This window comes from Solwaraspora sp. WMMD937 (assembly GCF_029581175.1).
GTDB lineage: Bacteria > Actinomycetota > Actinomycetes > Mycobacteriales > Micromonosporaceae > Micromonospora_E.
This window is the reverse complement of the sequence record NZ_CP120738.1, coordinates 4,168,649-4,193,289: the sequence shown is the minus strand read 5'-3', so window position 1 is coordinate 4,193,289 and position 24,641 is coordinate 4,168,649. Positions and strand designations below refer to the sequence as shown.

Genomic DNA, 24,641 nt, shown 5'->3' with positions numbered 1-24,641 from the left:
GACACCTCAGAGGATGCCGTTCTGTCGGGCGATTTCGATGTTCTGGTTGTGCTGGTCGAGGGTCTCGGCGAACGCCGAACGGCCCTCCTTGTCGATCGCCACGAAGTAGACCCAGTCCTCGTCCGGCGGGTTGATCGACCCTTCCAGGGCGGCCTTGCCCGGGTTGTTGATCGGCGTGGGCGGCAGCCCGCTGTGCGCGTGGGTGCTGTACGGATTGCTCTCGTCGTACAGCTCCTCGCGGGTCATGTCCTTGGACGCCTTGGTCTCCTGGTCGGTCAGCTCCCAGTAGTAGTTGACCGTCACATCGAACTGCAGGCAGCTGCACGGGAAGGTCTCGCTGTACACCCGGTTGTACGCCACCCGGGAGACCTTGGCGAGGTCCTCGGCGATGCCGGCCTCGGCCTGCGCCAGCGACGCGACGATCAACGCCTCGTACGGGCTGATCCCGCCGCGTTCGGCCTGCACCCGGTCGGCGTACTCCATCTCGCCGGTGACGGTCAGGAACCGGTTGACCATCACCCGGAGGATCTCCGGTGCGGTGACATCGGGATCGAAGTCGTAGGTGTCCGGGAAGAGGAACCCTTCGGCGGAGACCGTCACCTCCTGACCGTCGGTGCGGGTCATCCACCACTCGGGCACGCCCAGGGCCAACGGGTCCTCGGCTGCGGTGGCGAACTCCTCCGCCGGGATGTCCGTCGACTCGGCCAGCAGTTGATAGATCTGCTTGGCGGTACGGCCCTCCGGGATCGTCACCCGGTTGGAGACCTTGTTTTCCAGGTCCAGCAGCAGGCCGAGCGCGGTCGCCGCGCTCATCTCCAGGCGCAGCGTGTAGAAGCCCGGCTGGATGTTCTGGCTGCGGGAGTTGTCCCGGGCCTCGTTGACGAACGCCTTGGTGCTCTTGACCACGCCGGCCTCGACGAGGGTGTTGCCGATGTCGGTGGCGGTGTCGCCGGCCCGGACCTGGACCACCACCTCACCGGTGCCGCCGCCGTCGTAGTCCGGGGTCGCGAAGTAGCCCTGTACCCGGTCGAAGCCGTACCAGACACCGCCGCCGAGCACGCCGAGCAGCAGCACGGTGACCAGCAGCGCGGCGGCGGTCTTGCCCCGGCCGCCACCGCCAGACGACTTCTTGCGCCGCGCCCCCCGACGGTGCCGGCCCTTGTCGGCCCGGTCCTCGAAGGCGAGGTCCAGTTCGTCGATCATCACTTCTGCCTCCGCTGCGCGTCCAGCCAGCTCTGCAGGATCTCCACGGCGGCCGCCTGGTCGACCACCGCCCGTTGGCGTCGTCCTCGGACGCCCCGCTCGGACAGCCTACGGCTAGCGACCACCGTCGACATCCTTTCGTCGGTCGTCAGGACTGAAATCGGCGATACCGCCACTTCGAGTAACCGTACGTATGCGCTGACCGCGTCGGCGGCCGGTCCGTGGCGACCGGCGAGGTTCACCGGCAGACCGACAATAACCGCACTGACCTCGTACTCATGGACTATCTGGACAATTTTCGCGATGTCCGTAGGCACGTCGGCCGGTGTCGTCGCGCCGCCGGTCGACAGGTCCCGCCGCACCGTCAGCAACGGGGTGGCGAGAATGCCGTCCGGGTCGCTGATCGCCAGACCGACCCGGACCTGCCCCACGTCAACGCCCAGCCGGCGCCCACGGACGAATCCACTCACCTCGTACCGCTCATCTCAGGCCGTCTCGGCGATTGCCTTTTCGACCGCGACCAGCAGGTTCGCCGCCTCGGCCGCCGGCAACCCGCCGCCCTGCGCCAGGTCGGCATTGCCGCCACCCCGGCCGTGCAGCGCGCCCTTGACCAGGTTGGCGGCGGACACTCCGCGTGATTTGCCGGCCGCGTTCACCGCCACCACCAGCGCCGCCTTGCCGTTGGCCCGGGCGGTCACCGCGACCACCGCCGGCCGGGCCGCGTCGATCTTGCCCCGGATCTCCTGCGCCAAGGTCCGTACGTCGTTGCCGGCCGCGCCCTCGGGCGCCTCGGTGCCGACGTAGGCCACCCCGCGCACGTCACGCGCCTGGCCGGCGATCGCCGCAGCGCCGCCGAGCACCAGCTGCGCGCGCAGCTTCTCCAGCTCCTTTTCCGCGTCGCGCAGCTGGGTGACGGTCTGCTGGACCCGGTCCGCGACCTGGTCGGCCGGCACCCGGTACAGCTCGGCGAGCCGCGCCACCAGCAGGTGCTCGCGGGCCAGGAAGTTGAACGCGTCGATGCCGACCAGCGCCTCCACCCGGCGCACGCCGGAGCCGATCGACGACTCGGAGAGGATCTTCACCACGCCCAGCTGACCGGAGCGGGTCACATGCGTGCCACCGCACAGCTCCCGGGCGTAGTCACCAACCTCGACCACCCGGACCTCGTCGCCGTACTTCTCCCCGAACAGCGCCATCGCGCCCAGCCGGCGCGCCTCCTCCTGCGAGGTGATGAACGCGTTCACCTCCAGGTCACGCAGCAGTACCTCGTTGACCTGTTGCTCGATGTCGTGCAGCACCGACGGCGCGACCGCGCCGGGGGTGTTGAAGTCGAACCGCAGCCGGCCCGGCGCGTTCAGCGACCCCGCCTGGGTCGCCGACTCGCCCAGGAAGTTGCGCATCGTCTGGTGCACCAGATGCGTCGCGGTGTGCGACCGGGAGATCGCCCGCCGACGCGGGATGTCGATCTCGGCGTAGCCGGACTCCCCGGCGCGCAGCTCACCGCTGACCACCCGCGCCCGGTGCACGATCAGGCCCGGCACCGGCTGCTGCACGTCGAAGATCTCCACCCGGCCGGCGCCGACGGTGAGCAGGCCGGTGTCCGGCTGCTGGCCGCCGCCCTCGGCGTAGAACGGGGTGCTGTCCAGCACCAGCTCCACGACGTCGCCCTCACCGGCCGCGGGCAGCACCGCGCCGCCGGCGCCGAGCAGCGCCCGGACCCGCGACTCGCGGGACACCTCCGCGTAGCCGGTGAACTCCACCGGCCCGCCGCTGTCCAGCACCCCGCGGTACGCGGACATGTCGACGTGCCCGGTCTTGCGGGCCTGCGCATCCGCCTTCGCCCGGGCCCGCTGCTCGGACATCAGCCGGCGGAAACCGTCCTGGTCGACGGAGAGCCCCTGCTCGGCGGCGATCTCCAGGGTGAGGTCGATCGGGAACCCGTAGGTGTCGTGCAGCTGGAAGGCCTGGTCGCCGGAGAGTTTGCCGCCGCCGGCCGACCTGGTCTGGGCGATCGCCGTGTCCAGGATCGTGGTACCGGCGCGCAGCGTGGACAGGAAGGCGTTTTCCTCGGCGTACGCGTACGAGGAGATTCGCTCGAAGTCGGCGGCCAGCTCGGGGTACGACGGCGCCATGCAGTCCCGGGCCACCGGCAGCAGCTCCGGCAGGGCGCGCTCCTGCCAGCCGAGCAGCCGCACCGAGCGGATCGCCCGGCGCATGATCCGGCGCAGCACGTAGCCGCGACCCTCGTTGGACGGGGTCACCCCGTCGCCGATCAGCATCAGCGCGGTCCGCACGTGGTCGGCGATCACCCGCAGCCGTACGTCGTCGGGGTGCGACTCGCTCGCCGCCTGGCCGGAGCCCGCGCCGTAGCGCTTACCGGTCAGCTCGGCCGCCCGGTCCAGGATCGGACGTACCTCGTCGATCTCGTAGAGGTTGTCGACCCCCTGCAGGATCGACGCGATCCGTTCCAGGCCCATGCCGGTGTCGATGTTCTTCTTCGGCAGGTCGCCGACGATGTCGAAGACCTCTTTGCTCCGCACGTTGGTAATCTCGTACTGCATGAAGACGAGATTCCAGAACTCCAGGAAGCGGTCCTCGTCGACCTCCGGGCCGCCGTCCGGGCCGTACGCCGGACCCCGGTCGTAGTACAGCTCCGAGCACGGCCCGGCCGGCCCGGGGATACCCATCGACCAGAAGTTGTCCTTGTTGCCCCGGCGCACGATCCGCGCCGCCGGTACGCCGGTGCGCCGCCAGATGTCGGCCGCCTCGTCGTCGTCGAGGTAGACGGTGACCCAGATCCGCTCCGGATCCATGCCGAACCCACCCGCGTCGACCGGCCTGGTGGCCAGGTCCCAGGCCAGTGGGATCGCACCTTCCTTGAAGTAGTCGCCGAACGAGAAGTTGCCGTTCATCTGGAAGAAGGTGCCGTGCCGCGACGTCTTGCCGACCTCGTCGATGTCCGGGGTACGGATGCACTTCTGCACGCTCGTCGCCCGCTGGTACGGCGGTGTCCGCTGACCGAGGAAGTACGGCACGAACTGCACCATGCCCGCGTTGATGAACAGCAGGTTCGGGTCATCGATCGCGGGCAGCGGAGCTGACGGCACCACGGCATGGCCGTTGGCCTCGAAGTGCGCGAGGAACCGCCGCTTGATCTCCGCCGTTTTCACCGAACGTCCTCCTGGGGGAATATCTCCACGTCACCGACGCTCGGGTCGCCCCGCAGGTCGGCGAACTGGTCGTCAAACGCCACGCCCTCAGCGAACGCGGCCTGGATCTGCTGCTCGCGCTCTGCCATGCCCTCACGCACGTCCTCCACGAAGGTACGGACCGACTCGACGAAACCACCAGCGGATTCCGACAGCGAGGAGGCGATCCCGGACGGTGTGTAGGAGTGGGCGGTCCGGGCCAGTTTGCGGACCACCACCGCGCCGACGGCGATGCCGACACCGAGCCAGAGCAGGCGTTTCATGACGGCGTCCTCCCGGTCATCCGGCGTTGCGCCGGGCTGCCCGGCGCCGCTGCTTGAGTTCCGCCCGTACGTCGCGCTCCTGCTCGGCGTGCCGACGGGCGGACGCGGCGCGCCGGACGCCGTACCCGAAGGCGGCGACCTTCACCAGCGGGTTGGCCGCCGCCGCCGACACGACGGTGGCGAGGTTCGCCACGTTGGCGGTGACGTTCTGCGCGTGACCGGTCATCGTGTCGATCTTGGCGAGCTGGATGTTGACGCCGTCCAGCGTGGTGTGCACCTGCCCGAGCGCGGTGTTGACGTTCTCCATCGAGGTATTGACCTGCCCGAGCAGTGGACCGGTGCGGTCGTTCAGGTCGTTGATCGCCCTTGTCGCCGCGTCTACGGTGTGCCGCAGCCGCAGGATCGGCACCGCGAGCACCAGCACGAGCATCAGGAACGCTCCGGCCGCCACCAGCGCCGCGATCTGTCCACCGTCCATGCCTGTGTCCTCCTCTGTCACGACGCCTCGCCGCCGCTGCTCACCTGACGGCGGTCAGCTCGCGCCGCACCACCGTGCAGACCCTACCGTCAGTGATGGTCGTCCGCTCACGACGGTTCGACCTCCAGGTCCAGCAGCGGGTCGTCGGTGAAGACCGGATCCGGATCCTCACCGGTGAGCGACGGATCGGTGCTCGGCTGGGGCTTCATCCGGTCGTCACCGATCGCGTTGCGTACCTTGATCGACACGACCGAACCGGTGCAGGTCTCGGCCTCGGTGACCGGCGGCGAGTCGGCCGATTCCCCGTCGGTCGACCCACCGTCGGTCGACTCGCCGGACGGCGGCTCCACCGTCGGCCGCTGCAGTAGCAGGTCGTCCGAGCAGGCCGGCGGCCGGACCCACAGGTCGAGGGTGAGTTCGTCGCGGGTCCAGCAGTTGTACTGGCCTTCGACCGGCTGGGACGGGCACAGCTCGGCGTCCCACGGCAGCCACCCGGCGTCGGTCAGTGCCGCGGTGTAGACCTGGGCGGTCTCCTCGGTGCCGCGTTCGGAGGTCATCGTCCGCTCGCGGAACCGGCAGTCGATGAGGCACCAACGGCTCCCACTGACCGCGTCGGTACGCTCCTGCGCCGCCCACTCGGGCACGTCGAGTCGGTCAAGGGAGTTGAAGACCGGGTCGCGGGTCGCGGCCCGGATGCCGAAGTAGAGCGGGAGGGCGGCCAGCACCACGACGGCGACCATGATCAGGGCCATCGCCCGCAGCCGACGCTGCTGCAGGTTCGGGCCACCCTGCTCGGAACCCGACTGGTCGGCACCGGACTCCTCAGGGCCGGAGTGCTCGGATCCCGACCGGTCAGGGCGGTACGGCCCGGACCGGACCGGTGAGCCACCCCCACCGGACACCGGGGCGACCCCTCCCGGGACCGGCACGGCTCCCGGGACCGGCGCGGCTGCGCCCGACACCGGGGCGAGTCCGCTCGGCGGCACCGGCCCACCCGGCCGCACCGGCACCGACGCCGACCGCGCCACCGTCGCCCCGGCACCGGAGATCGGGCGGGGCGGGGCGGGCGTCGGCCGATCACGGTGCGGCGGCGCGGCGGCACCGGCAGGGCCACCGGACACCGGCCGGCCAGGTGCCGGCGCGCCGGGCATCGTCGCGACGCCACCGGGTCCGGGTTGAGCTGGCCGGCCGGGTTGAGCTGGCCGGCCCGGGTGGCTGGGGCGGCCGAAGGTGCCGACCTCGTTGGAACGGCCCGGCGGGTCGGATCGGCCCGGCTGGCCGGGGCGCATCGGACCGGTGGCGTACGGGTCCCGTCGATCGGTAGCCGGCGGCCCGGTCATCGGTGGCCGCGGCCCGCCACCGGCCGGCACCGGCCCGGCTGCCGGGACCGTCGCCCGGCCGGGACCAGTGCGGGTGGCGGTCGGCGGGCCGGCCGGATGGACTGGCGGCGGTCCTGCCGGGCGGGTTCCCGGACGGGGCGGCTGGTCGGTGCCCGGGTCAGGCTGCGGACCACGGGCCGGCGGCACGGCACCGCCCGGCCCGGGGACCACGGGAGCGGCCAGGGGACCGCCGGGGCCACCCCGGGATGGCTGACCGGGGATCGGCCCGGACCGCGCCGGGCGAGGCCCGCCCGAGGTCGGCCGGGCCGGCTCGAACGGCTGGCCGGCCGAGGCATGCCGGCCGGCCGACGGCCGCGATGGTGCCGGGCCGTCCCCCTCCCGAGTCTGACCCGCCCGGTCCGCCCCGGCGGCCGGGCCACGTTGCGGCGTCTCCGGGCGGCGTTCCCAGCCGCTGGTCTCGTCCGCCGGTTCCGGGGCACGTCGACGCCCGCCGGACGACCTGACCGGCGGAATGATCCGGGTCTCGTCGCGCCCATCGGCACCAGGGCCGGACGTTGGTCGGGTCGGGGTGCCCGGCGCGGAACGGGGGCCGCCGAAGGCGTCGGCGGATGGCCGCTGCGGCGCGGACGGCGGCAACGGCGGTGCGTTGCCCGACTGCGGCACGACCGTGTCCGCCGCTGGCAGGCGTTGCGGCGGTCGCTGGTACCGGCCCGGGGCCGGGCTCGGCCCACCCGGGACCGGGGCCGGGCTCGGCCCACCCGGGACCGGGGCCGGGCTCGGCCCACCGGAGACCGGGGTCGGGCTCGGCCCACCGGAGACCGGGGTCGGCCCGCCCGGGGCGGGGCTGACGGGTCGGGGTCGGGGTCGGGGTTCGGACGGTTTCGCGCCAGCCGGGGACACCGGCTCGGCCGCCCCTGGACCGGTGCGCGGCTGCGGACCCGGACCCGCAGGCGGCTGCGGCTGTGGACGGGACGGGACGGCGGACCGGGAAACCGCCGATCGGGACGGCGGGCCGTCCGTCGAGGAGTCGCCGGATGCTCCGGCGCCGCCGGGTCCGATGTCGATCCGCTGTTCCTTGGCGGTCCGCAGATCGTCCAGCCAGCCAGTCTCCTCGCCGCTGACTTCTTCCTCGACCGGTGCCCGGCCCCACCGACGGCCCTTCGGCTTGCCCTCACGACGCTCGTCGGGGTGATCGGAGCGGTCAGAACCGCGCGCTCTCACTGCTGTACCTCCCCGGCAGCAACGCTGCCGCTGTCATCGGGCACCGGACCAGCCTCGGACGCTGGGACGGATGGATCAGGTTCGGCGGCACCAGCGGACGAGCCGGAGCCGGTGCGTCCAGCGGACGCGCGGGTGTCGGGTGGCAGGCCGCGCACGATCCGGCGGAGCACCGGCAGCCGCGCGGAGACCGTCCGCTCGGCGCCGTGCTCGGTCGGTTGGTAGTAGTCGACACCGGCGAGTTCGTCGGGCGGGTACTGCTGGGTGACCACCCCCCGGTGGTCGTCGTGAGGGTAACGGTAGCCACCTCCGTGGCCGATCCGCCGCGCGCCCGAGTAGTGGCTGTCCCGTAGATGTGCCGGCACCGTCCCACCCCGGCCGGCCCGCACGTCGGCGACGGCCGCCGACAGCGCGGTGGTGGCCGAGTTGGACTTCGGAGCGGTGGCCAGGTGGATCACCGCCTGGGCAAGGTTGAGTTGTGCCTCCGGCAGCCCCACGTACTCCACGGCGTGGGCGGCCGCGGTCGCCACCGACAGCGCAACCGGGTCGGCCATCCCGATGTCCTCGCTGGCGAAGATCACGATCCGCCGGGCGATGAACCTGGCGTCCTCCCCGGCGACCAGCATCCGGGCCAGCCAGTGCAGCGCGGCGTCGACGTCCGAGCCACGCATACTCTTGATGAACGCGCTGGTCACGTCGTAGTGGGCGTCGCCGTCGCGGTCGTAACGCACCGCGGCGACGTCGATCGCCCGCTCGGCGGTACGCAGGTCGATCTCCCCGGTGTCAGTCGCGGTGGCCGCCGAGGCCGCCGCCTCCAGGGCGGTGAGCGCCTTGCGCACGTCGCCACCGGCCAACCTGACCAGGTGGTCCTCGGCCGGCGGGGACAGCCGTAGCGAGCCGCCGAGTCCACGCTCGTCGGTCACCGCGCGCCGGAGCAGGTCACGGACCGCCTCGTCGCCGAGCGGCCGGAGGGTGAGCAGGACACACCGCGACAGTAATGGCGAGATGACCGAAAAGTGGGGGTTTTCGGTGGTTGCTGCCAACAACGTCACGGTACGGTCCTCGACCGCCGCGAGCAGCGAGTCCTGCTGGGTCTTGCTGAAGCGGTGCACCTCGTCGATGAACAGCACCGTCGGCAGCCCGCCGGTACGCCGTTGCCGTCGGGCCTCGTCGATCACCGCACGGACGTCCTTGACTCCGGCGGACAGCGCCGACATCGCTACGAAGCGACGGTCGGTGGCCCGGGCCACCAGGTGGGCGATCGTCGTCTTGCCGCAGCCCGGCGGTCCCCACAGGATGACCGACATCGGCGCGGTACCGGTCACCAGCTGCCGCAGCGGCGCGCCCGGGGCCAGTAGATGCTCCTGGCCGACCAGCTCGTCGAGGCTCGCCGGACGCATCCGAACGGGCAACGGCGCCGGCGTGGTCGGGCCGGAGCCGGAGTCGCCCGCCACCACGCCGTCACCAGCCGGCGACGCATCGCGGCGGTGCTCGGCGGTGGGGTAGGAGAAGAGGACGTCGGACTCCATCAGCAAGACAGTACCGGCCCGATCTCGGACGCCGGAAATGCACCGAGATCGGGCCAGTGAACAGCCGGGTCAGCTGCGCCGACGGCGCCGGGACCAGCCGCCGGTGCCACGACCGACCCCGGCGAAGAACAGGGCCAGGCAGAGCAGGCCGATCAGCACCATGGTGTTCCAGTTGAACAGGTCGGGCGCACCGAGATCGGTGTCGAGCAGGTCGAGCAGCAGGGCGAAGCCGAAAACGACGGCCGCAGCGATGGCGAACATCAGATCCTCCTGGGGGGTTCAGTCACTCGGCCGTTCCGTACCCACCGGCCGCGCCGGCCAATCCAGCTTGGACCAGGCGCGACCAGGTACAGCGGTGCGGCTGCGGCCAGCACGGCCGCACCGACCAGCATTGCCAAGCTGACGGTGGTAGCGCCGGCGATGGCCATCAGCACCACCCCGCCGAGCGCTCCCGCTGGGTGCGCGACCATCGAGTTGAGCGAGAGCACGCTGGTCCGGTGCCGGCCGTCAACCTGCCGGTGCAGCAGGCCCATGTGCACCGGGTTCGACGCGCCGTGGATGGCGTAGCAGGCCAAGAAGGCGGCAACTACTCCGACCGGTCCGGCGAACAGCGCCATGCCCGCGACGGTCGCCCCCTGCAGGACGCGGAACGCGGCAGCGGTCACCGGTGCGCCGAGTCGCCGGGCGACCGCCGGCACAAGCGCGGCGCCGCCGGCCGACGCCAGCCAGGCGGAAGCACCGACCGGGCCGAGCAGCGCCGCCGCCCGGTCGGCGTCGCCGGTCACCTCCGCCAGGCGTACCGGCGTCAGGGTCTCGAAGGAGATCATGCCGAAACCCCAGAACAGCTCGACCGAGACAAGGGCGAGCAGGATCCGGGAACGCCGCAGCAGCGCCAGCGCGTCCCGCATCACGGACGGCACCTGCCGGATCGACGCACCGACCGTCGACACCCGCGCCGAGCGTCCCCCGGCGACCGGCACTGCCCCAGCCGGCCGCGCCTCGACCAGCAACCACGCCAAACCGACGAGGCCGACGACCTGGAGCAGCGCTGCGACGAGCACCGGCCCCGTCATCGCGCTGACCGGACCCACCGGGCCGAGCGCCACGAGCCCACCGCTGGCCAGCGCGGCGGCCGCGATCGCGAGACCCAGCACCACTCCCCCGTGGCTCAGCCCGCCCTCGTACCGCGCGTCGGGGTCGGCGGCGAGCGTGGCGTCGACGTACCAGGACTCCAGTGGCCCGCTTTCCAACGCCCGGTAGACGCCCTGCAGCAGCATCACCACGACGAACAGGGTGAAGGAGTCCGCGACGACGAGCAGCGACAGCGACGCCAGGTTCACCACCGCCGCGCCGATCAGCACCGGCTTGCGACCGACGGCGTCGGCCAGGCCTCCGGTCGGCAGCTCCAGCAGCAGTACGGCCAGCCCTTGTGCCGCGACGACCAGGCCGATCTGCGCCAAGGTGAGCCCGCGTTCCAGCATCAGCAGCACCCAGACGGGGATCAGCAGCCCGACGGGTGCCCAGCGCAGGCCGTGCAGGATCAGGTAGCGCCGGTGCACCTGCCGGACGGTCAGCCCGGTCACGGCTCGCCTCCGACCGACCCGTCCCCGGCAGATCCGCCCCGGTCGCCGTTGACGACGCGGGGGAAGCCGTAGGTGTAGAGCATCACCTGCTCGGCCACGCCGTCGCCGGGGCCGGGGTCGGCGCGGTAGCGCTCGACGACCGCGTGCAGGTCCGCGTTGAGCCGCCGCAGTTGGTCCGAGGTGAGGGTCAGGATGTAGTCGGAGTACTCGGCGGCGTCCCGCCACTCGATCGGGTAGCCGTCGCGGGCCATGTGCCAGTCCTCGGCCAGCCGGACAAACTGCTGGACGAAGTAGCTGTTGAGCCAGTCGGCGGCGGCCCGGGCGTCCGGGTCGTCGTCGAACGAGGTGCCGCGCCACGAGGAGACCTGGTGCACCGAGCGCCACCAGCGCTCACGGCCGGTGCCCCGGGCCAGCTCCTCGCGGACCAGCCCGACATCGGCGAGTTTGCGCAGGTGGTAGCTGGTCGCTCCGGTGTTGGTGCCCAGCTCGTGGGCGAGGGCGGTGGCGGTCGCCGGGCCGTCCAGCCGCAGCGTGCCGAGCAGCCGCAACCGCAGCGGGTGGGCCAGGGTGCGGACCTGATCCCCGGTCAGCCAGACCGTCGACTGTTGCTCTTCCATGCTCTGCACAATAGTTTTGCAGAGATAGTGTGCACAACTTCTTTGCAAGCTTTCTCTGCGGTTCGCTCCGGTCGAACAGAAGCGGGCCGGATCCACGGGCGTGCGAAACTCCCATGGACCCGGCCCGCGAGGGTCAGGGTCGTCGGATCAGGAGGGTTCGACCGGGGCGGCCACCCCTGCCGTACCGGCGGCCGGGGTCGGCGCGACACCGGCCGGCGGCTTTGGCTTGGCGTCCACCCCGGCCTCGGCCCGCTGCTGCGCGGTGATCGGCGTCGGCGCCTGGGTCAGCGGGTCGAACCCGCCACGCGTCTTCGGGAACGCGATCACCTCACGGATCGAGTCCACGCCGGCCAGCAGCATGCAGATCCGGTCCCAGCCGAACGCGATGCCGCCGTGCGGCGGCGGGCCGTACTTGAACGCCTCCAGCAGGAAGCCGAACTTGTCGGCCGCCTCCTGTTCGCTGATGCCCAGCAGGTCGAACACCCGCCGCTGCACGTCGGCGCGGTGGATACGGACCGAGCCGCCGCCGATCTCGTTGCCGTTGCAGACGATGTCGTACGCGTAGGCGAGGGCCTCGCCGGGTGCCCCGTCGAACCGGTCCAGCCACTCGTCGGTCGGCGAGGTGAACGGGTGGTGCACCGCCGTCCAGCCGCCCTCCTCGGTCGGCTCAAACATCGGCGCGTCCACCACCCAGCAGAACGCCCACGCGCTCTCATCGACCAGGTTGGCCCGCCGGGCGATCTCGATGCGGGCCGCACCGAGCAGCTCCTGCGCCTCCCGCCGGTTGGTCGAGGCGGCGAAGAAGATCGCGTCACCGGGCTTGGCACCAACCGCGTCGGCCAGCCCACCCAGGTGCTCGGCCGACAGGTTCTTCGCCACCGGGCCGCGCGGTTCGCCGGTTTCGGCGTCCAGCACCACGTACGCCAGGCCCCGCGCACCGCGCGCCTTGGCCCAGTCCTGCCAGCCGTCCAGCTCCTTGCGGGTCTGCGCGGCACCGCCGGGCATCACCACCGCACCGACGTAACCGCCGGCGTCGATCGCCCCGGCGAACACCCGGAACGCCGTGCCGCGCAGGTAGCCGGTCAGCTCGGTCAGCTCCACGCCGTAGCGCAGGTCCGGCTTGTCGGAACCGTACCGGTCCATCGCCTCGTGCCAGGTGATCCGCGGCACCGGACCGGTGATCTCGTGCCCGGCCAGCTCCCGCCACAGCGCGCCGACGATCGACTCGCCCAGCTCGATCACGTCGTCCTGGGTGACGAACGACATCTCGATGTCCAGCTGGGTGAACTCCGGCTGCCGGTCGGCCCGGAAGTCCTCGTCGCGGTAGCAGCGGGCGATCTGGTAGTACCGCTCCATCCCGGCGACCATCAGCAGCTGCTTGAACAGCTGCGGCGACTGCGGCAGGGCGTACCAGGTGCCGGGCTGCAGCCGCACCGGGACCAGGAAGTCGCGGGCCCCCTCCGGGGTGGAGCGGGTCAGCGTCGGGGTCTCGACCTCCACGAAGTCGCGGTCGTGCAGCACCGTACGGGCGATCTGGTTGGCCCGCGACCGCAGCCGCAACGCCCCGGCCGGGCCACTGCGCCGCAGGTCCAGGTAGCGGTACCGCAGCCGGACATCGTCGCCGGCGTCGACCTGGTCGTCGATGGGCAGCGGCAGCGGCGCGGCCTCGGACAGCACGGTCAGCTCGGTCGCGGTGACCTCGACCTCGCCGGTGGCCAACTCCGGGTTGTCGTTGCCCTCCGGGCGGCGGTCCACGACGCCGGTCACCCGTACGCAGAACTCGTTACGCAGCGCGTGGGCCAGCTGCATCTCCTCGCGGAACACCACCTGCGCCACGCCGGAGGCGTCGCGCAGGTCGACGAAGATGACCCCGCCGTGGTCGCGCCGGCGGGCCACCCACCCGGCAAGCGTCACCGTCGTGCCGGCGTGCGTGGCGCGCAGGCCGCCGGCGTCATGGGTACGAATCACGGCACGGAACTCCTCATCGCGGGTACGGGACTGCTTCCGCATTGTGTCAGCCCGTCCGGTACCGGTCCGCGCCGATCCCGACCCCGGCGGGACGTACCATCACCGGGCCCGACACCATCACCACCGCTCCCGCCGGTCCCGGAGTTCACATGCTGCTGCTGAGTTTCGCCGCCGTACTGCTGCTCGCCGTGCTGGTGTCGGCGTTGGCCCACCGCACCATCCTGTCCACGGCGGCGTTGTTCCTGGTGGCTGGCTTCCTACTCGGGCCGCAGACCACCGGCGTGCTGGACGTGCGGGCCGATTCGTCGATCGTCAACACTCTCGCCGAGCTGGCGCTGTTCGCCGTGCTGTTCACCGACGGGATGCGGGTCGGCTGGCAGGACCTGCGCTCCGCATGGCGGCTGCCCGGCCGGGCGCTGGGCTGGGGGCTGCCACTCACCCTGGTGATCACCGCGGTGCTGGCCCACTACGTCGCCGGGCTGGGCTGGGCGGAGTCGCTGCTGATCGGCGCGGTGCTGGCCCCGACCGACCCGGTGTTCGCCGCCGCGCTGGTCGGCAACAAGAAGGTGCCGTACCGGCTGCGGCATCTGCTCAACGTCGAGTCCGGGATCAACGACGGCCTCGCGTTACCGTTCGTGATCCTGTTCCTGGCGATCGCCACCGGCTCCGGCGACCTGCACCTCGACGAACTGGCCACCGAACTCGCCGTCGGCCTGGCCATCGGAGTCGCCGTCCCCGCACTGGCGATCGCCCTGGAACGGACCCGGTGGTTCGCCGCGTCAGCCCTGTACGCGCCACTCAACGGGGTGGCGATCGGCCTGCTCGTGCTGGCTCTCGGGCAGGCCACCCACGGCAACCTGTTCCTGGCCGCGTTCGCCGCCGGCAGCACCATCGCCACCTTCGGCCCGCGTCAGCGGGCCGCGTTCGAGCATTTCGGCGAGAGCGTCTCCGAGTTGCTCAAACTCGCCGCGCTGTTGGTCTTCGGCGCGCTCATCTCGATCGAGTTCCTCGGCGAGATCTCCTGGCCGGGCTGGGTCTTCGCGGTGCTGGCCATCTTCGTCGCCCGGCCGGTGGCGCTGGCGATCGCGTTCATCCGCTCCGGGTTGGCGCCCCGGGAGCAGGCGGCGGCCATGTGGTTCGGGCCGAAGGGCTTCGCCTCGGTGGTGTACGGCCTGATCGTGCTCAAGTCCGGCATCGACGCCGCCGACGAGGTGTTTCACCTGGTCGCCCTGACCATTGTGATCTCGATCCTGCTGCACTCGTCGACCGACGTGGTGATCGCCAACGCCTTCGACGACGAACGGGAGACACCGGCCTGGCACGACCGCTTCCGGCGCCCAAGGGCCGACACCAGCCACGGCCCGGATCAGTCGTCGGAAGACTGACGACAGGGTCGCGGCACGCCGAACCGCGTACGGCCATCACGACGTGGCCGACTCCGGCGGCCTGGCTCTCTGCGGGTAGATCGTTTCGTGCCGGGCCAGCATGGCGACGATCTCGCCGATCTTCCGCTCGCGGGTCTGCGCCCGTTTGACGCCAATCACCCGGTTGATGAGGGCAAAACGGTTGGTCCTGGTGAGTACGTCGAACATTGCCTGGGCGGCGGGGTCAGCGGCGATCGCAGCGAGCAGATCGGCCGGCACCACGGCTTCCGAAGGCGGCGCATAGGCGGCCGCCCACCGTCCGTCTCCCTTCGCCGCGTCCACCGCAGCACGGCCGGACGGCATCATCCGCCCCTGTGCCTCCAACCGGGCCACGTGGGCGACGTTGCGCTGTGACCAGGAGCTGCGGGTCCGGCGCGGGGTGAACCGGATCCAGGAAGTCTGCTCATCCCGCTTCCGAGCCTGCCCATCGATCCAGCCGAAACACAGCGCCTCGTCGACCGTCTGCTGCCAGGTCAGAGTGGTGACCGTGCCGCCCTTCCTGGTCAGGGCGAGCCACACTCCGGGCGATGTGCCGTGATTGACCGACAACCACCCGCGCAACGCCTCGGCGTCCGCGACGATCAACTCGTCCAACTCGGCGCTTGCCATAACGGCAGGCTAGCCGGTACGCCGTGGCCGCAGCTTCCGCCCGTTCGACCGGCTCGACCCTGCCTGGTTGCATCGCACCCGGACTTCGGACGGGCTGCCCTGCGAGGTCGCCGCAGGTGAGCCGACCCGTGCGTACCAGGCCGGACAGCAGGTGACACCCAGACAGCGGATACGCGTACGTAACGTGATTGAAATGTCAGAATGCCAGCATCTGGCACGACCCAGGTCTCGATCGCTCATGGAGGTCCGGCTTGTTTCTCACCCGGCACGAGCAGGAGCGACTGCTCATCCACGTCGCAGCCGACGTGGCCTGGAAGCGCCGTGAGAGGGGCATCCGGCTCAACCACCCGGAGGCGACCGCGGTGATCACCGCCTTCCTGTTGGAAGGTGCCCGGGACGGCCGCAGCGTGGCGGAGCTGATGGAGGCCGGGCGCACCGTGCTCGGCCGCGAGGACGTGCTCGACGGAGTGCCGGAGATGCTCCCCGAGGTGCAGGTGGAAGCCACCTTCCCCGACGGGACAAAGCTGGTCACCGTACACGAGCCGATCTCCTAGGAGCGAGATTGACTGCACCATCCACGCCGTCGGGCACCGACGGCGGCACAGTCGTTCCCGGTGAACTGATCCCCGGCGACGGGCCGGTCACCGTCCACTCCGGCCGTCCGGTGCTGACCCTGCCGGTCGTCAACACCGGCGACCGGCCGGTGCAGGTCGGCTCGCACTACCACTTCGCCGAGGCCAACCCGGCGTTGGAATTCGACCGGTCCGCCGCCTGGGGTCACCGGCTGGCGGTGCCGGCCGGCACCTCGGTGCGATTCGAGCCCGGCGTCGACCGGGAGGTCACCCTGGTGCCGTTCGGCGGCCGGCGGATCGTCGCCGGGCTGCGCGGCGAATGCGCCGGCGAGCTGGACGGACGCGGCCGGACCGATGCCGCGGGCACCGGACGCGGCCCGGCTGATCAGGCAGGCACCGGCGCGACGGGAGGCACGGCGTGAGCACCCTGGACCGGCGGCGGTACGCCGCACTGCTCGGCCCGACCACCGGTGACCGGATCCGGCTGGCCGACACCAACCTGCTGATCGAGGTCGAGGAGGACCGCTGCGCGCCGCCCGGCGCCGACGGAACCCCGGCGTACGGCGACGAGGTGGTCTTCGGCGGCGGGAAGGTGATCCGCGAGTCGATGGGCCAGTCCCTGGCCACCAGGGCCGATGGGGCACCCGACACGGTGATCACCGGCGCGGTGGTGCTGGACCACTGGGGCGTCGTCAAGGCCGACGTCGGCATCCGCGATGGCCGGATCGTCGCGCTCGGCAAGGCCGGCAACCCGGACACGATGGACGGGGTGCACCCCGACCTGGTGATCGGGCCGGGCACCGAGATCATCGCCGGCAACGGCAAGATCCTTACCGCCGGGGCGATCGACAGCCACGTGCACCTGATCTGCCCGCAACTGCTGGAGACCGCCCTCGCCGCCGGGATCACCACCATCATGGGCGGCGGCACCGGGCCGGCCGAGGGCAGCAAGGCGACCACGGTCACCCCCGGCCCGTGGCACCTGGGCATGATGCTCGCCGCGCTCGACCCGTGGCCGGTCAACGTGCTGCTGCTCGGCAAGGGCAACACGGTCAGCGAAGAATCCATGTGGGAGCAGCTGCGCGCCGGCGCCGGCGGGTTCAAGCTACACGAGGACTGGGGCACCACCCCGGCCGCGATCGACGCCTGCCTGCGGGTGGCCGACGCCTCCGGCGTGCAGGTGGCGATCCACACCGACACCCTCAACGAAGCCGGGTACGTGGAGTCCACCCTCGCCGCGATCGCCGGCCGGTCGATCCACGCGTACCACACCGAAGGGGCCGGCGGCGGGCACGCGCCGGACATCATGCGGGTCGCGGCCGAGCCGAACGTGCTGCCGTCGTCGACCAACCCGACCCGCCCGCACACCGTCAACACCCTCGACGAGCACCTCGACATGCTGATGGTCTGCCACCATCTGAACCCGAGCGTGCCGGAGGACCTGGCGTTCGCCGAGAGCCGGATCCGGCCCAGCACGATGGCCGGGGAGGACATCCTGCACGACCTCGGCGCCATCTCGATGATCGGCTCCGACTCGCAGGCGATGGGGCGCGTCGGCGAGGTGGTCATGCGGACCTGGCAGACCGCGCACGTGATGAAGGCGCGCCGTGGCGCGCTGCCCGGCGACGGGCCGGCCGACAACATGCGGGCCCGACGGTACGTGGCCAAGTACACGATCTGCCCGGCGGTGGCGCACGGCGTCGAGGGCGAGGTCGGCTCGGTCGAGCCGGGCAAGCTGGCCGACCTGGTGCTGTGGGATCCGGCGTTCTTCGGCGTACGGCCGCATCTGGTGATCAAGGGCGGCATGATCGCCTGGGCGCAGATGGGCGACGCGAACGCGTCCATCCCGACCCCGCAGCCGATGCTGCCGAGGCCCATGTTCGGCGCGTACGGCACCGTGCCGGCCGCCACCAGCCTGGCGTTCGTCGCGCCGGCTGCGATCGACGCGCTGCTCGGTGACCGGCTCGGGATCCGTCGCCGGCTCGCCCCGGTCGCCGACACCCGGCGGCGGGGCAAGGCCGACATGCCGCTGAACGACGCCACCCCCCGGATCGAGATCGACGCGGACACGTTCACGGTACGCATCGACGGGGAGACGATCGAGCCGGCTCCGGCGGTGGAGCTGCCGATGGCACAGCGCTACTTCCTGTTCTGACCGCCGGCGATGATGACGATGTGTCACGCCCGGACCCGCCGATGAGCGGGCTCGCCACGCTGCTGGTGCTGGCCGACGGCCGGTTGCCGGCCGGCGGGCATGCCCACTCAAGCGGGCTGGAGGCGGCCGTCGTCGCCGGCCGGGTCGGTGACCTGGCCGGCGTGGCGGCGTACCTGACCGGCCGGCTCACCACCGGTGGGCGTACCGCCGCCGCGTTCGCGGCCGCTGCGGCTGCAACAGCCGCGACCGCCGACGGGGCCGGCCCTGGCCGGCTGGACGCGCTCGACGACGGTATCGACGCGCGCACCCCGTCGCCCGCGCTGCGCCGCGCGTCGCGGGCACAGGGCCGGGCGTTGCTGCGTGCCGGACGGGGCATCTGGGCGCTGCCGGCGGGCGGGCCCCGGGACCGGCACCAGCCGGTCGCGCTCGGCGTGGTCGCCGCCGCCGCCGGCCTCGGTCCGGCCGAGGCGGCGCTGGCCGCCGCGTACACCACCGTCACCGGACCGGCCAGCGCCGCCGTGCGGCTGCTCGGCCTCGACCCGTACGCGGTGCACGGCCTGCTGGCCCGGCTCGCGCCGGACATCGACGCGGTCGCCGCCGGGGCGGCCGCCCTGGCCGACCGGCCGGTCGACGACCTGCCCGCCGGCTCGGCCCCCATCCCGGAGGTCGACGCCGAACACCACGCCACCTGGGAGGTGCGTCTCTTTGCGTCCTGAACCAAACACCCACGTCCACGGCGGGTCCGCCGAACCGCACACGCACACCGACGGGGAGGTGCCGCACACCCATCCCGATCCAGGGGTCGACCCGCACCCGCCCCGGCTGCCGGACGGCTTCCCCGCGCTGCGGATCGGCATCGGCGGGCCGGTCGGCTCCGGCAAGACCGCGCTGGTCGCCGCGCTGTGCCGGGCGCTCGCCGACGAACTGCGGCTGGCCGTGGTCACCAACGACATCTACACCACCGAGGACGCCGACTTCCTGCTGCGCAACGGCGTACTGCCGGCGGAGCGGGTCCGGGCGGTGGAGACCGGCTGCTGCCCGCACACCGCGATCCGCGACGACATCTCCGCCAACCTGGACGCCATCGAGGACCTGTCCGACCAGTTGGGCACCCTTGATCTGGTGCTGGTCGAGAGCGGCGGGGACAACCTGACCGCCACGTTCAGCCGGGGCCTGATCGACCAGCAGATCTTCGTGGTCGACGTGGCCGGCGGCGACAAGGTGCCGCGTAAGGGCGGGCCGGGGGTGAGCACCGCCGACCTGCTGGTGATCAACAAGACGGACCTGGCGCCGCTGGTCAACGCCGACCTGTCGGTGATGGAGCGCGACGCCGCCGCCCGCCGGGGCGAGCTGCCGACGGTGTTCCTGTCGCTGGTGCAGGACCGCACGGCGACGCCGGTGGCCGACTGGATCCGGGGGTTGCTCCGGGCCCGCGCCCAGACACCGGCGGAGGTCGCCGGCTGATGCGGGCCCACGCCCGGCTGGTCGCCGAGGTCGACGCCGCCGGGCGGACCCAGCTGGTCTGCCTGCGCGGCGAGCCGCCGCTGGTGCTGCGCCGCACCGGCCCGGCAGCGGCCGCCGACGGCGGCGAAGTCCAGGTGCACCTGGTCGGCGCGGCGGCCGGCCCGCTCGGCGGCGACGACCTGCGGCTGGACGTCGAGGTCGGGCCGGGGGCGCGGGTGTGTCTGCGTACCGTCGCGGCGTCGCTGGCGTTGCCCGGACCTGACGGCCGCCGGTCGACGCTGCAGATGCTGGTCCGGGTTGCGACCGGCGGCGAGCTGCGCTGGCTGCCGGAGCCGTTGATCGCCGCCGCCGGCTGCCACCACCTGTCCCGGTCGGTGGTGGAGCTGGCCGACGGCGCGGCCGTGGTGTGGCGGGAGGAGCTGGTCTGCGGGCGCGACGGTGAGCCGTCCGGCGACGCCCGGATCGACACCACCGTCCGGTACGCGGGCCGCACGGTGCTGCGTACCGACCTGGCGGTGGGGCCGCGCGCCGACGGCTGGGCCGGGCCGGCGGTGCTCGCCGGGGCGAAGGCGACCGGTTCGGTGCTGGTGGTCCGGCCGGAGTGGGCAGCCGGTGGGCCCCCGGCGGCCGGCCCGCTCGGCCCCGGCGCGGCCCGGCTGCCGCTGGCCGGCGGGCCGGCGGTGCTGGTCACCGCGACCGGCCCGACCGCCCGCGGCGTCCGCGCCGAACTCGACCGGGCCGAACCCGACCGAGCCGAACCGGACCGGGCCGGGGCTCAGCCGCCGACGTAGGCGGCGAGGTGCTCGCCGGTCAGCGTCGAACGGGCCGCGACCAGATCGGCCGGGGTGCCCTCGAAGACGATCCGACCACCGTCGTGACCGGCACCCGGCCCCAGATCGATGATCCAGTCGGCGTGTGCCATGACCGCCTGGTGGTGCTCGATGACGATCACCGACTTGCCGGCGTCGACCAGCCGGTCGAGCAGGCCGAGCAACTGCTCGACGTCGGCCAGGTGCAGGCCGGTGGTCGGCTCGTCGAGAACGTAGACGCCGCCCTTCTCCGCCATGTGGGTGGCCAGTTTCAGCCGCTGCCGCTCGCCGCCGGACAGGGTGGTGAGCGGCTGGCCGAGGGTGAGGTAGCCGAGCCCGACGTCGGCGAGCCGACGCAGGACGGCGTGCGCGGCCGGGGTGCGGGCGTCGCCGGACGCGAAGAACTCCTCAGCCTCGGCCACCGACATCGCCAGCACCTCGCTGATGTCCCGGCCGCCGAGCTGGTACTCCAGCACCGCCGCCTGGAACCGCCGGCCCTGGCAGTCCTCGCAGACGGTGGCGACGCCGGCCATCATCGCCAGGTCGGTGTAGATGACCCCGGCACCGTTGCAGGTCGGGCAGGCGCCCTCGGAGTTGGCGCTGAACAGCGCCGGCTTGACCCCGTTGGCCTTCGCGAACGCCTTGCGGATCGGGTCTAGCAGCCCGGTGTACGTCGCCGGGTTGCTGCGCCGAGAGCCTCGGATGCCGGTCTGGTCGATCGACACCGCCCCCGCGTCGGCCGGGATCGACCCGTGCAGCAGCGAACTCTTGCCGGAGCCGGCGACCCCGGTCACCACGACCAGCACGCCGAGCGGGATGTCGACGTCGACGTCGCGCAGGTTGTTGGCGTTCGCGCCCCGGATCTCCAGCGCGCCGGTGGGCTCGCGGACTGTCTTCTTCAGACTGGCCCGGTCGTCGAGGTGCCGGCCGGTGACGGTGACGCTGGCCCGCAGCCCGTCCACGGTGCCTTCGAACATCACCTCGCCGCCGGCGGTGCCGGCACCGGGGCCGAGGTCGACGACGTGGTCGGCGATTGCGATCGTCTCCGGCTTGTGCTCGACGACCAGCACCGTGTTGCCCTTGTCCCGCAGCCGCAGCAGCAGGTTGTTCATCCGGGCGATGTCGTGCGGGTGCAGCCCGATGGTCGGCTCGTCGAAGACGTAGGTGACGTCGGTCAGTGACGACCCGAGGTGCCGGATCATCTTGGTGCGCTGCGCCTCGCCGCCGGACAGGGTGCCCGCCGGGCGGTCCAGGGAGAGGTAGCCGAGGCCGATCTCGACGAACGAGTCGAGGGTGTGCCGCAGCGCGGTCAGCAGCGGAGCCACCGACGGCTCGGCCAACGACTGGACCCACTCGGCGAGGTCGCTGATCTGCATCGCGCACGCGTCGGCGATGTTGATCCCGTTGATCTTCGACGACCGGGCCGCCTCGTTCAGCCGGGTGCCGGCGCAGTCCGGGCAGGTGGTGAAGGTGATCGCCCGCTGCACGAACGCCCGGATGTGCGGCTGCATCGCGTCGACGTCCTTGGCCAGGAACGACTTCTGAATCCGCGGGATCAGGCCCTCGTACGTCACGTTGATGTTGTCGACCTTGATCCGGGTCGGCTCCTTGTACAGCAGGTCGTGCAGCTGCGACCTGGTGAACCTGCGGATCGGTTTGTCCGGGTCGAAGAAGCCGCAGCCGCTGAAGATGCGCCCGTACCAGCCGTCGACGCTGTAGCCGGGGATGGTCAACGCGCCCTCGTTGAGCGACTTGCTGTCGTCGTACAGCGCGGTCAGGTCGAAGTCGGTGACCGATCCCCGGCCCTCGCAGCGCGGGCACATCCCGCCCAGCCGGGTGAAGGTCTGCTTCGTGGTCTTGCTGGCGCCGCGTTCGACGGTGATCGCCCCGCTGGCCCGCACCGACGCCAGGTTGAAGGAGAACGCGTTGGGCGGACCGACGTACGGCTGACCGAGCCGGCTGAACAGGATCCGCAGCATCGCGTTGGCGTCGGTGGCAGTGCCGACCGTGGACCGCGGATCGCCGCCCATCCGCTCCTGGTCGACGATGATCGCCGTGGTCAGCCCGTCGAGCACGTCGACCTCGGGCCGGGCCAGCGTCGGCATGAACCCCTGTACGAATGCGCTGTACGTCTCGTTGATCAGGCGCTGCGACTCGGCGGCGACCGTGCCGAACACCAGCGAACTCTTGCCCGAGCCGGAGACCCCGGTGAACACCGTCAGCCGGCGTTTCGGGATCTCGACGCTGACGTCCTTGAGGTTGTTGACCCGCGCGCCGTGCACCCGGATCAGGTCGTGACTGTCGGCGGGGTGCGGGGTGGACGGCCGCTCCCCCGAGGCGGTGGCCCTGCTCATCGAGAATCCCTACCTATCGAGTCTGCTGGATGCGGATCAGGTTGCCGGCGGGGTCACGCACGGCACAGTCGCGGACCCCGTACGGCTGCTCGGTCGGCTCCTGGACGATGTCCGCGTCGCCGGCCTGCAGCCGCTCGAAGACCCCGTCGAGGTCGCTGGTGGCCAACAGGATGCCGGCGTAGGTGCCCTTGGCCATCATCTCGGTGATGGTACGGCGCTCGTCGTCGGTGATGCCGGGGTCGACACCCGGCGGGTGCAGCACGATGGCGGTGCCGGGCTGGTCGACCGGGCCGACGGTGAGCCAGCGCATCCCGTCGTAGCCGACGTCCAGGCGCAGCTCGAAGCCGAGCAGGTCGCGCCAGAAGGCCAGCGCGGCGTCGGCGTCGGCGTGCGGCAGGAAGCTGGAGTGAATCGTGATGTCCATGCCGGTCACGCTAGTTGCGCCGCCGGAGCCCGCGCTTCTCGATTCCTGATCGGTCTGGTTACCTGTTTTGCCAGGCAGGCGGGCATCTCCGGGCGGGCGGAGCCGGCCCGGCGCCGGTACACGCTGGGCGGGACGCCGACCAGCTCGGTGAACCGGGTGCTGAAGGTGCCCAACGAGGAACAGCCGACCGCGAAACAGACGTCGGTGACGCTCAGGTTGCCCCGGCGCAGCAGCGCCATCGCGCGTTCGATGCGCCGGGTCATCAGGTACGCGTACGGCGACTCGCCGTAGGCACGCCGGAACTCGCGGCTGAGGTGCCCGGCCGACATGTGCACGCCACGGGCCAGGGCCTCGACGTCGAGTGGCCGGGCGTACTCCCGGTCGATCCGGTCGCGCACCCGGCGCAGCCGCGCCAGGTCGCCCAGGTGCTGCTCATGCCTCACGCTGCCGGTCACCTGCGCGATGCTGCCACACCCCGCCGACAAACTCCCGCCCGGCGGGGCCAAACCTACGGTGCGGCGGGAGCGTAGCGCGCGTTCGGCATGTGAACGACACGTAGGAAGGCGGGCAGGCGCCACGGTCGCGGCCCTCCGACGACGACGTCGCGACGCATCGCGGCCACGGCGGTGCCGGTCCGGCCGAAGAGCATCAGGTTGAACCGGGCCGGACGGAACCGCAGCCGGACGTCGACCGGGTCGTCCGGTGGGGCGAGCCGGATCCGTCCGTCACCGAGCACGACGGTTGCGGTCGGGGTGTACGCGGAACTGAACTGCACCGCGATCGGCCGTTTCGGCATTGCCCGCGAGGTGTCCAGCAGGACGCCGTAGTCGTGGTGCAGCATCCCGAGGAAGAACTGGTCGAAGTACAGCGACGCGTAGTCGTCGGGCATCGACCAGGGGCGGCGCAACACCCGAGCGATGTCCCAGCCGTGCACCAGCAGCTCGTTGACCAGGTGCGCCACCATGCCGGCGATCGGCACCCGCGCGTCACCCAGCCACTGGACGGTCCTTTCCGGCGGCAGCTGGGCGGTCGCCGCGAGGATCGCGTCGGTCGCCTCGCCGAGCAGTTCGGCGAGGCGAGCCGGGTCGCGTTCGGTGAAGTGCCGCAGCACATGGTCGTTGACGTCGGCGACGGTGTCGACGTTCGCGGCGGACAGGGCCGCGCGGATGTCGGGGATCTGCAGCGGCGGCTCGTCACCCTCGACGAGGGTGACGTACAGCATCGCGATGCTCACCACGTGCGCGGCGGTGTCCGACACCGTCCAGTCGCGGGTCGCCATCGCCTTCGGCTGACTGTCGACTGTCAGCAGTGATTGGAATCGGTCGGTGAGGACACTCAACGCCGTACGGGCCAGGGTCCAGCGGTCAACGGGTACAACGAAACTCATCCGGTGATCGTGGCACCGGCTGCGTCGACAGTGTT

23 protein-coding genes are annotated in these 24,641 nt (G+C 71.9%); 7 read left to right on the top strand and 16 right to left on the bottom strand.

Translation table 11 applies throughout. The features are described 5' to 3' along the window. Positions 1–6: 6 nt before the first annotated feature. The 11 genes from mltG to aspS form a co-directional block, all read right to left on the bottom strand. Complete coding sequence (gene mltG, locus O7621_RS18575) at positions 7–1,203, bottom strand: endolytic transglycosylase MltG (protein WP_282230430.1); 1,197 nt, start codon at positions 1,201–1,203, stop codon at positions 7–9. Next, entirely contained in the window at positions 1,203–1,673 is a 471-nt protein-coding gene (ruvX, locus tag O7621_RS18570; RefSeq protein ID WP_282230429.1) for a Holliday junction resolvase RuvX, read from the bottom strand. The genes mltG and ruvX overlap by 1 nt, the downstream gene beginning before the upstream one ends. 15 nt (positions 1,674–1,688) lie before the next feature. Beyond that, positions 1,689–4,373, bottom strand: coding sequence for an alanine--tRNA ligase (gene alaS / locus O7621_RS18565; RefSeq protein WP_282230428.1), 2,685 nt, complete (start codon positions 4,371–4,373; stop codon positions 1,689–1,691). Continuing rightward, the gene (locus tag O7621_RS18560) at positions 4,370–4,675 is read right to left on the bottom strand and encodes a hypothetical protein (protein ID WP_282230427.1); all 306 of its coding nucleotides are present in this window, start codon (positions 4,673–4,675) and stop codon (positions 4,370–4,372) included. Before O7621_RS18560 ends, alaS begins: the two co-directional genes overlap by 4 nt. A gap of 16 nt (positions 4,676–4,691) precedes the next feature. Further along, complete coding sequence (locus tag O7621_RS18555) at positions 4,692–5,153, bottom strand: DUF948 domain-containing protein (RefSeq protein ID WP_278168655.1); 462 nt, start codon at positions 5,151–5,153, stop codon at positions 4,692–4,694. Positions 5,154–5,260: 107 nt separating this feature from the next. Further along, the gene (locus O7621_RS18550; RefSeq protein WP_278174469.1) at positions 5,261–5,929 is read right to left on the bottom strand and encodes a hypothetical protein; all 669 of its coding nucleotides are present in this window, start codon (positions 5,927–5,929) and stop codon (positions 5,261–5,263) included. A 1,781-nt stretch (positions 5,930–7,710) separates the two neighbouring features. Next, a complete protein-coding gene (locus O7621_RS18545) occupies positions 7,711–9,240 on the bottom strand; it encodes a replication-associated recombination protein A (protein ID WP_282230426.1) in 1,530 nt (509 codons plus the stop codon). Between the two features lie 69 nt (positions 9,241–9,309). Continuing rightward, the gene (locus tag O7621_RS18540; RefSeq protein ID WP_282230425.1) at positions 9,310–9,501 is read right to left on the bottom strand and encodes a hypothetical protein; all 192 of its coding nucleotides are present in this window, start codon (positions 9,499–9,501) and stop codon (positions 9,310–9,312) included. After that, positions 9,501–10,823 (bottom strand): MFS transporter, encoded by a 1,323-nt coding sequence (locus tag O7621_RS18535; RefSeq protein ID WP_282230424.1) that lies wholly within the window; start codon positions 10,821–10,823, stop codon positions 9,501–9,503. The genes O7621_RS18540 and O7621_RS18535 overlap by 1 nt, the downstream gene beginning before the upstream one ends. After that, the gene (locus O7621_RS18530) at positions 10,820–11,440 is read right to left on the bottom strand and encodes a winged helix-turn-helix domain-containing protein (protein ID WP_282230423.1); all 621 of its coding nucleotides are present in this window, start codon (positions 11,438–11,440) and stop codon (positions 10,820–10,822) included. The genes O7621_RS18535 and O7621_RS18530 overlap by 4 nt, the downstream gene beginning before the upstream one ends. 147 nt (positions 11,441–11,587) lie before the next feature. After that, positions 11,588–13,408 carry an aspartate--tRNA ligase gene (gene aspS, locus O7621_RS18525; protein ID WP_282230422.1) on the bottom strand — a complete coding sequence of 607 codons (1,821 nt, stop codon included), beginning with the start codon at positions 13,406–13,408 and terminating at the stop codon, positions 11,588–11,590. A gap of 149 nt (positions 13,409–13,557) precedes the next feature. Between aspS and O7621_RS18520 the strand changes: the two genes are divergently transcribed. Continuing rightward, positions 13,558–14,793, top strand: coding sequence for a cation:proton antiporter (locus O7621_RS18520; protein WP_282230421.1), 1,236 nt, complete (start codon positions 13,558–13,560; stop codon positions 14,791–14,793). Positions 14,794–14,829: 36 nt separating this feature from the next. Here the strand turns inward: O7621_RS18520 and O7621_RS18515 are convergent, their stop codons facing one another. Then, positions 14,830–15,441 carry a YdeI/OmpD-associated family protein gene (locus O7621_RS18515; RefSeq protein WP_282230420.1) on the bottom strand — a complete coding sequence of 204 codons (612 nt, stop codon included), beginning with the start codon at positions 15,439–15,441 and terminating at the stop codon, positions 14,830–14,832. A gap of 251 nt (positions 15,442–15,692) precedes the next feature. Here O7621_RS18515 and O7621_RS18510 point away from each other — a divergent pair, with 251 nt between their 5' ends. From O7621_RS18510 to O7621_RS18485, 6 genes are all read left to right on the top strand, one after another. Continuing rightward, positions 15,693–15,995, top strand: a complete 303-nt coding sequence (locus O7621_RS18510; protein ID WP_123601150.1) for an urease subunit gamma — start codon at positions 15,693–15,695, stop codon at positions 15,993–15,995. An 8-nt stretch (positions 15,996–16,003) separates the two neighbouring features. Beyond that, on the top strand, positions 16,004–16,435 hold the full coding sequence (locus O7621_RS18505; RefSeq protein ID WP_282230419.1) for an urease subunit beta: 432 nt from the start codon (positions 16,004–16,006) through the stop codon (positions 16,433–16,435). Beyond that, the gene (locus O7621_RS18500; RefSeq protein WP_282230418.1) at positions 16,432–18,168 is read left to right on the top strand and encodes an urease subunit alpha; all 1,737 of its coding nucleotides are present in this window, start codon (positions 16,432–16,434) and stop codon (positions 18,166–18,168) included. The genes O7621_RS18505 and O7621_RS18500 overlap by 4 nt, the downstream gene beginning before the upstream one ends. 41 nt (positions 18,169–18,209) lie before the next feature. Further along, positions 18,210–18,884: an urease accessory UreF family protein gene (locus O7621_RS18495; protein ID WP_282230417.1), complete on the top strand. Its 675-nt coding sequence runs from the start codon at positions 18,210–18,212 to the stop codon at positions 18,882–18,884. A gap of 106 nt (positions 18,885–18,990) precedes the next feature. Next, the gene (gene ureG, locus O7621_RS18490; RefSeq protein ID WP_282234644.1) at positions 18,991–19,632 is read left to right on the top strand and encodes an urease accessory protein UreG; all 642 of its coding nucleotides are present in this window, start codon (positions 18,991–18,993) and stop codon (positions 19,630–19,632) included. Beyond that, entirely contained in the window at positions 19,632–20,423 is a 792-nt protein-coding gene (locus O7621_RS18485; RefSeq protein WP_282230416.1) for an urease accessory protein UreD, read from the top strand. Before ureG ends, O7621_RS18485 begins: the two co-directional genes overlap by 1 nt. Here O7621_RS18485 and O7621_RS18480 read toward each other — a convergent pair. The 4 genes from O7621_RS18480 to O7621_RS18465 all read right to left on the bottom strand — a co-directional run bounded on the left by O7621_RS18480 (position 20,408) and on the right by O7621_RS18465 (position 24,606). Further along, the gene (locus O7621_RS18480; RefSeq protein ID WP_282230415.1) at positions 20,408–22,795 is read right to left on the bottom strand and encodes an excinuclease ABC subunit UvrA; all 2,388 of its coding nucleotides are present in this window, start codon (positions 22,793–22,795) and stop codon (positions 20,408–20,410) included. The two genes, O7621_RS18485 and O7621_RS18480, sit on opposite strands and share 16 nt — an antisense overlap. Before the next feature lie 13 nt (positions 22,796–22,808). Further along, a complete protein-coding gene (locus O7621_RS18475) occupies positions 22,809–23,219 on the bottom strand; it encodes a VOC family protein (RefSeq protein WP_281554519.1) in 411 nt (136 codons plus the stop codon). Between the two features lie 5 nt (positions 23,220–23,224). Continuing rightward, positions 23,225–23,662 (bottom strand): helix-turn-helix transcriptional regulator, encoded by a 438-nt coding sequence (locus O7621_RS18470; protein ID WP_282230414.1) that lies wholly within the window; start codon positions 23,660–23,662, stop codon positions 23,225–23,227. A 65-nt stretch (positions 23,663–23,727) separates the two neighbouring features. Continuing rightward, positions 23,728–24,606, bottom strand: coding sequence for a maleylpyruvate isomerase N-terminal domain-containing protein (locus O7621_RS18465; RefSeq protein ID WP_282230413.1), 879 nt, complete (start codon positions 24,604–24,606; stop codon positions 23,728–23,730). Positions 24,607–24,641: the final 35 nt, after the last annotated feature.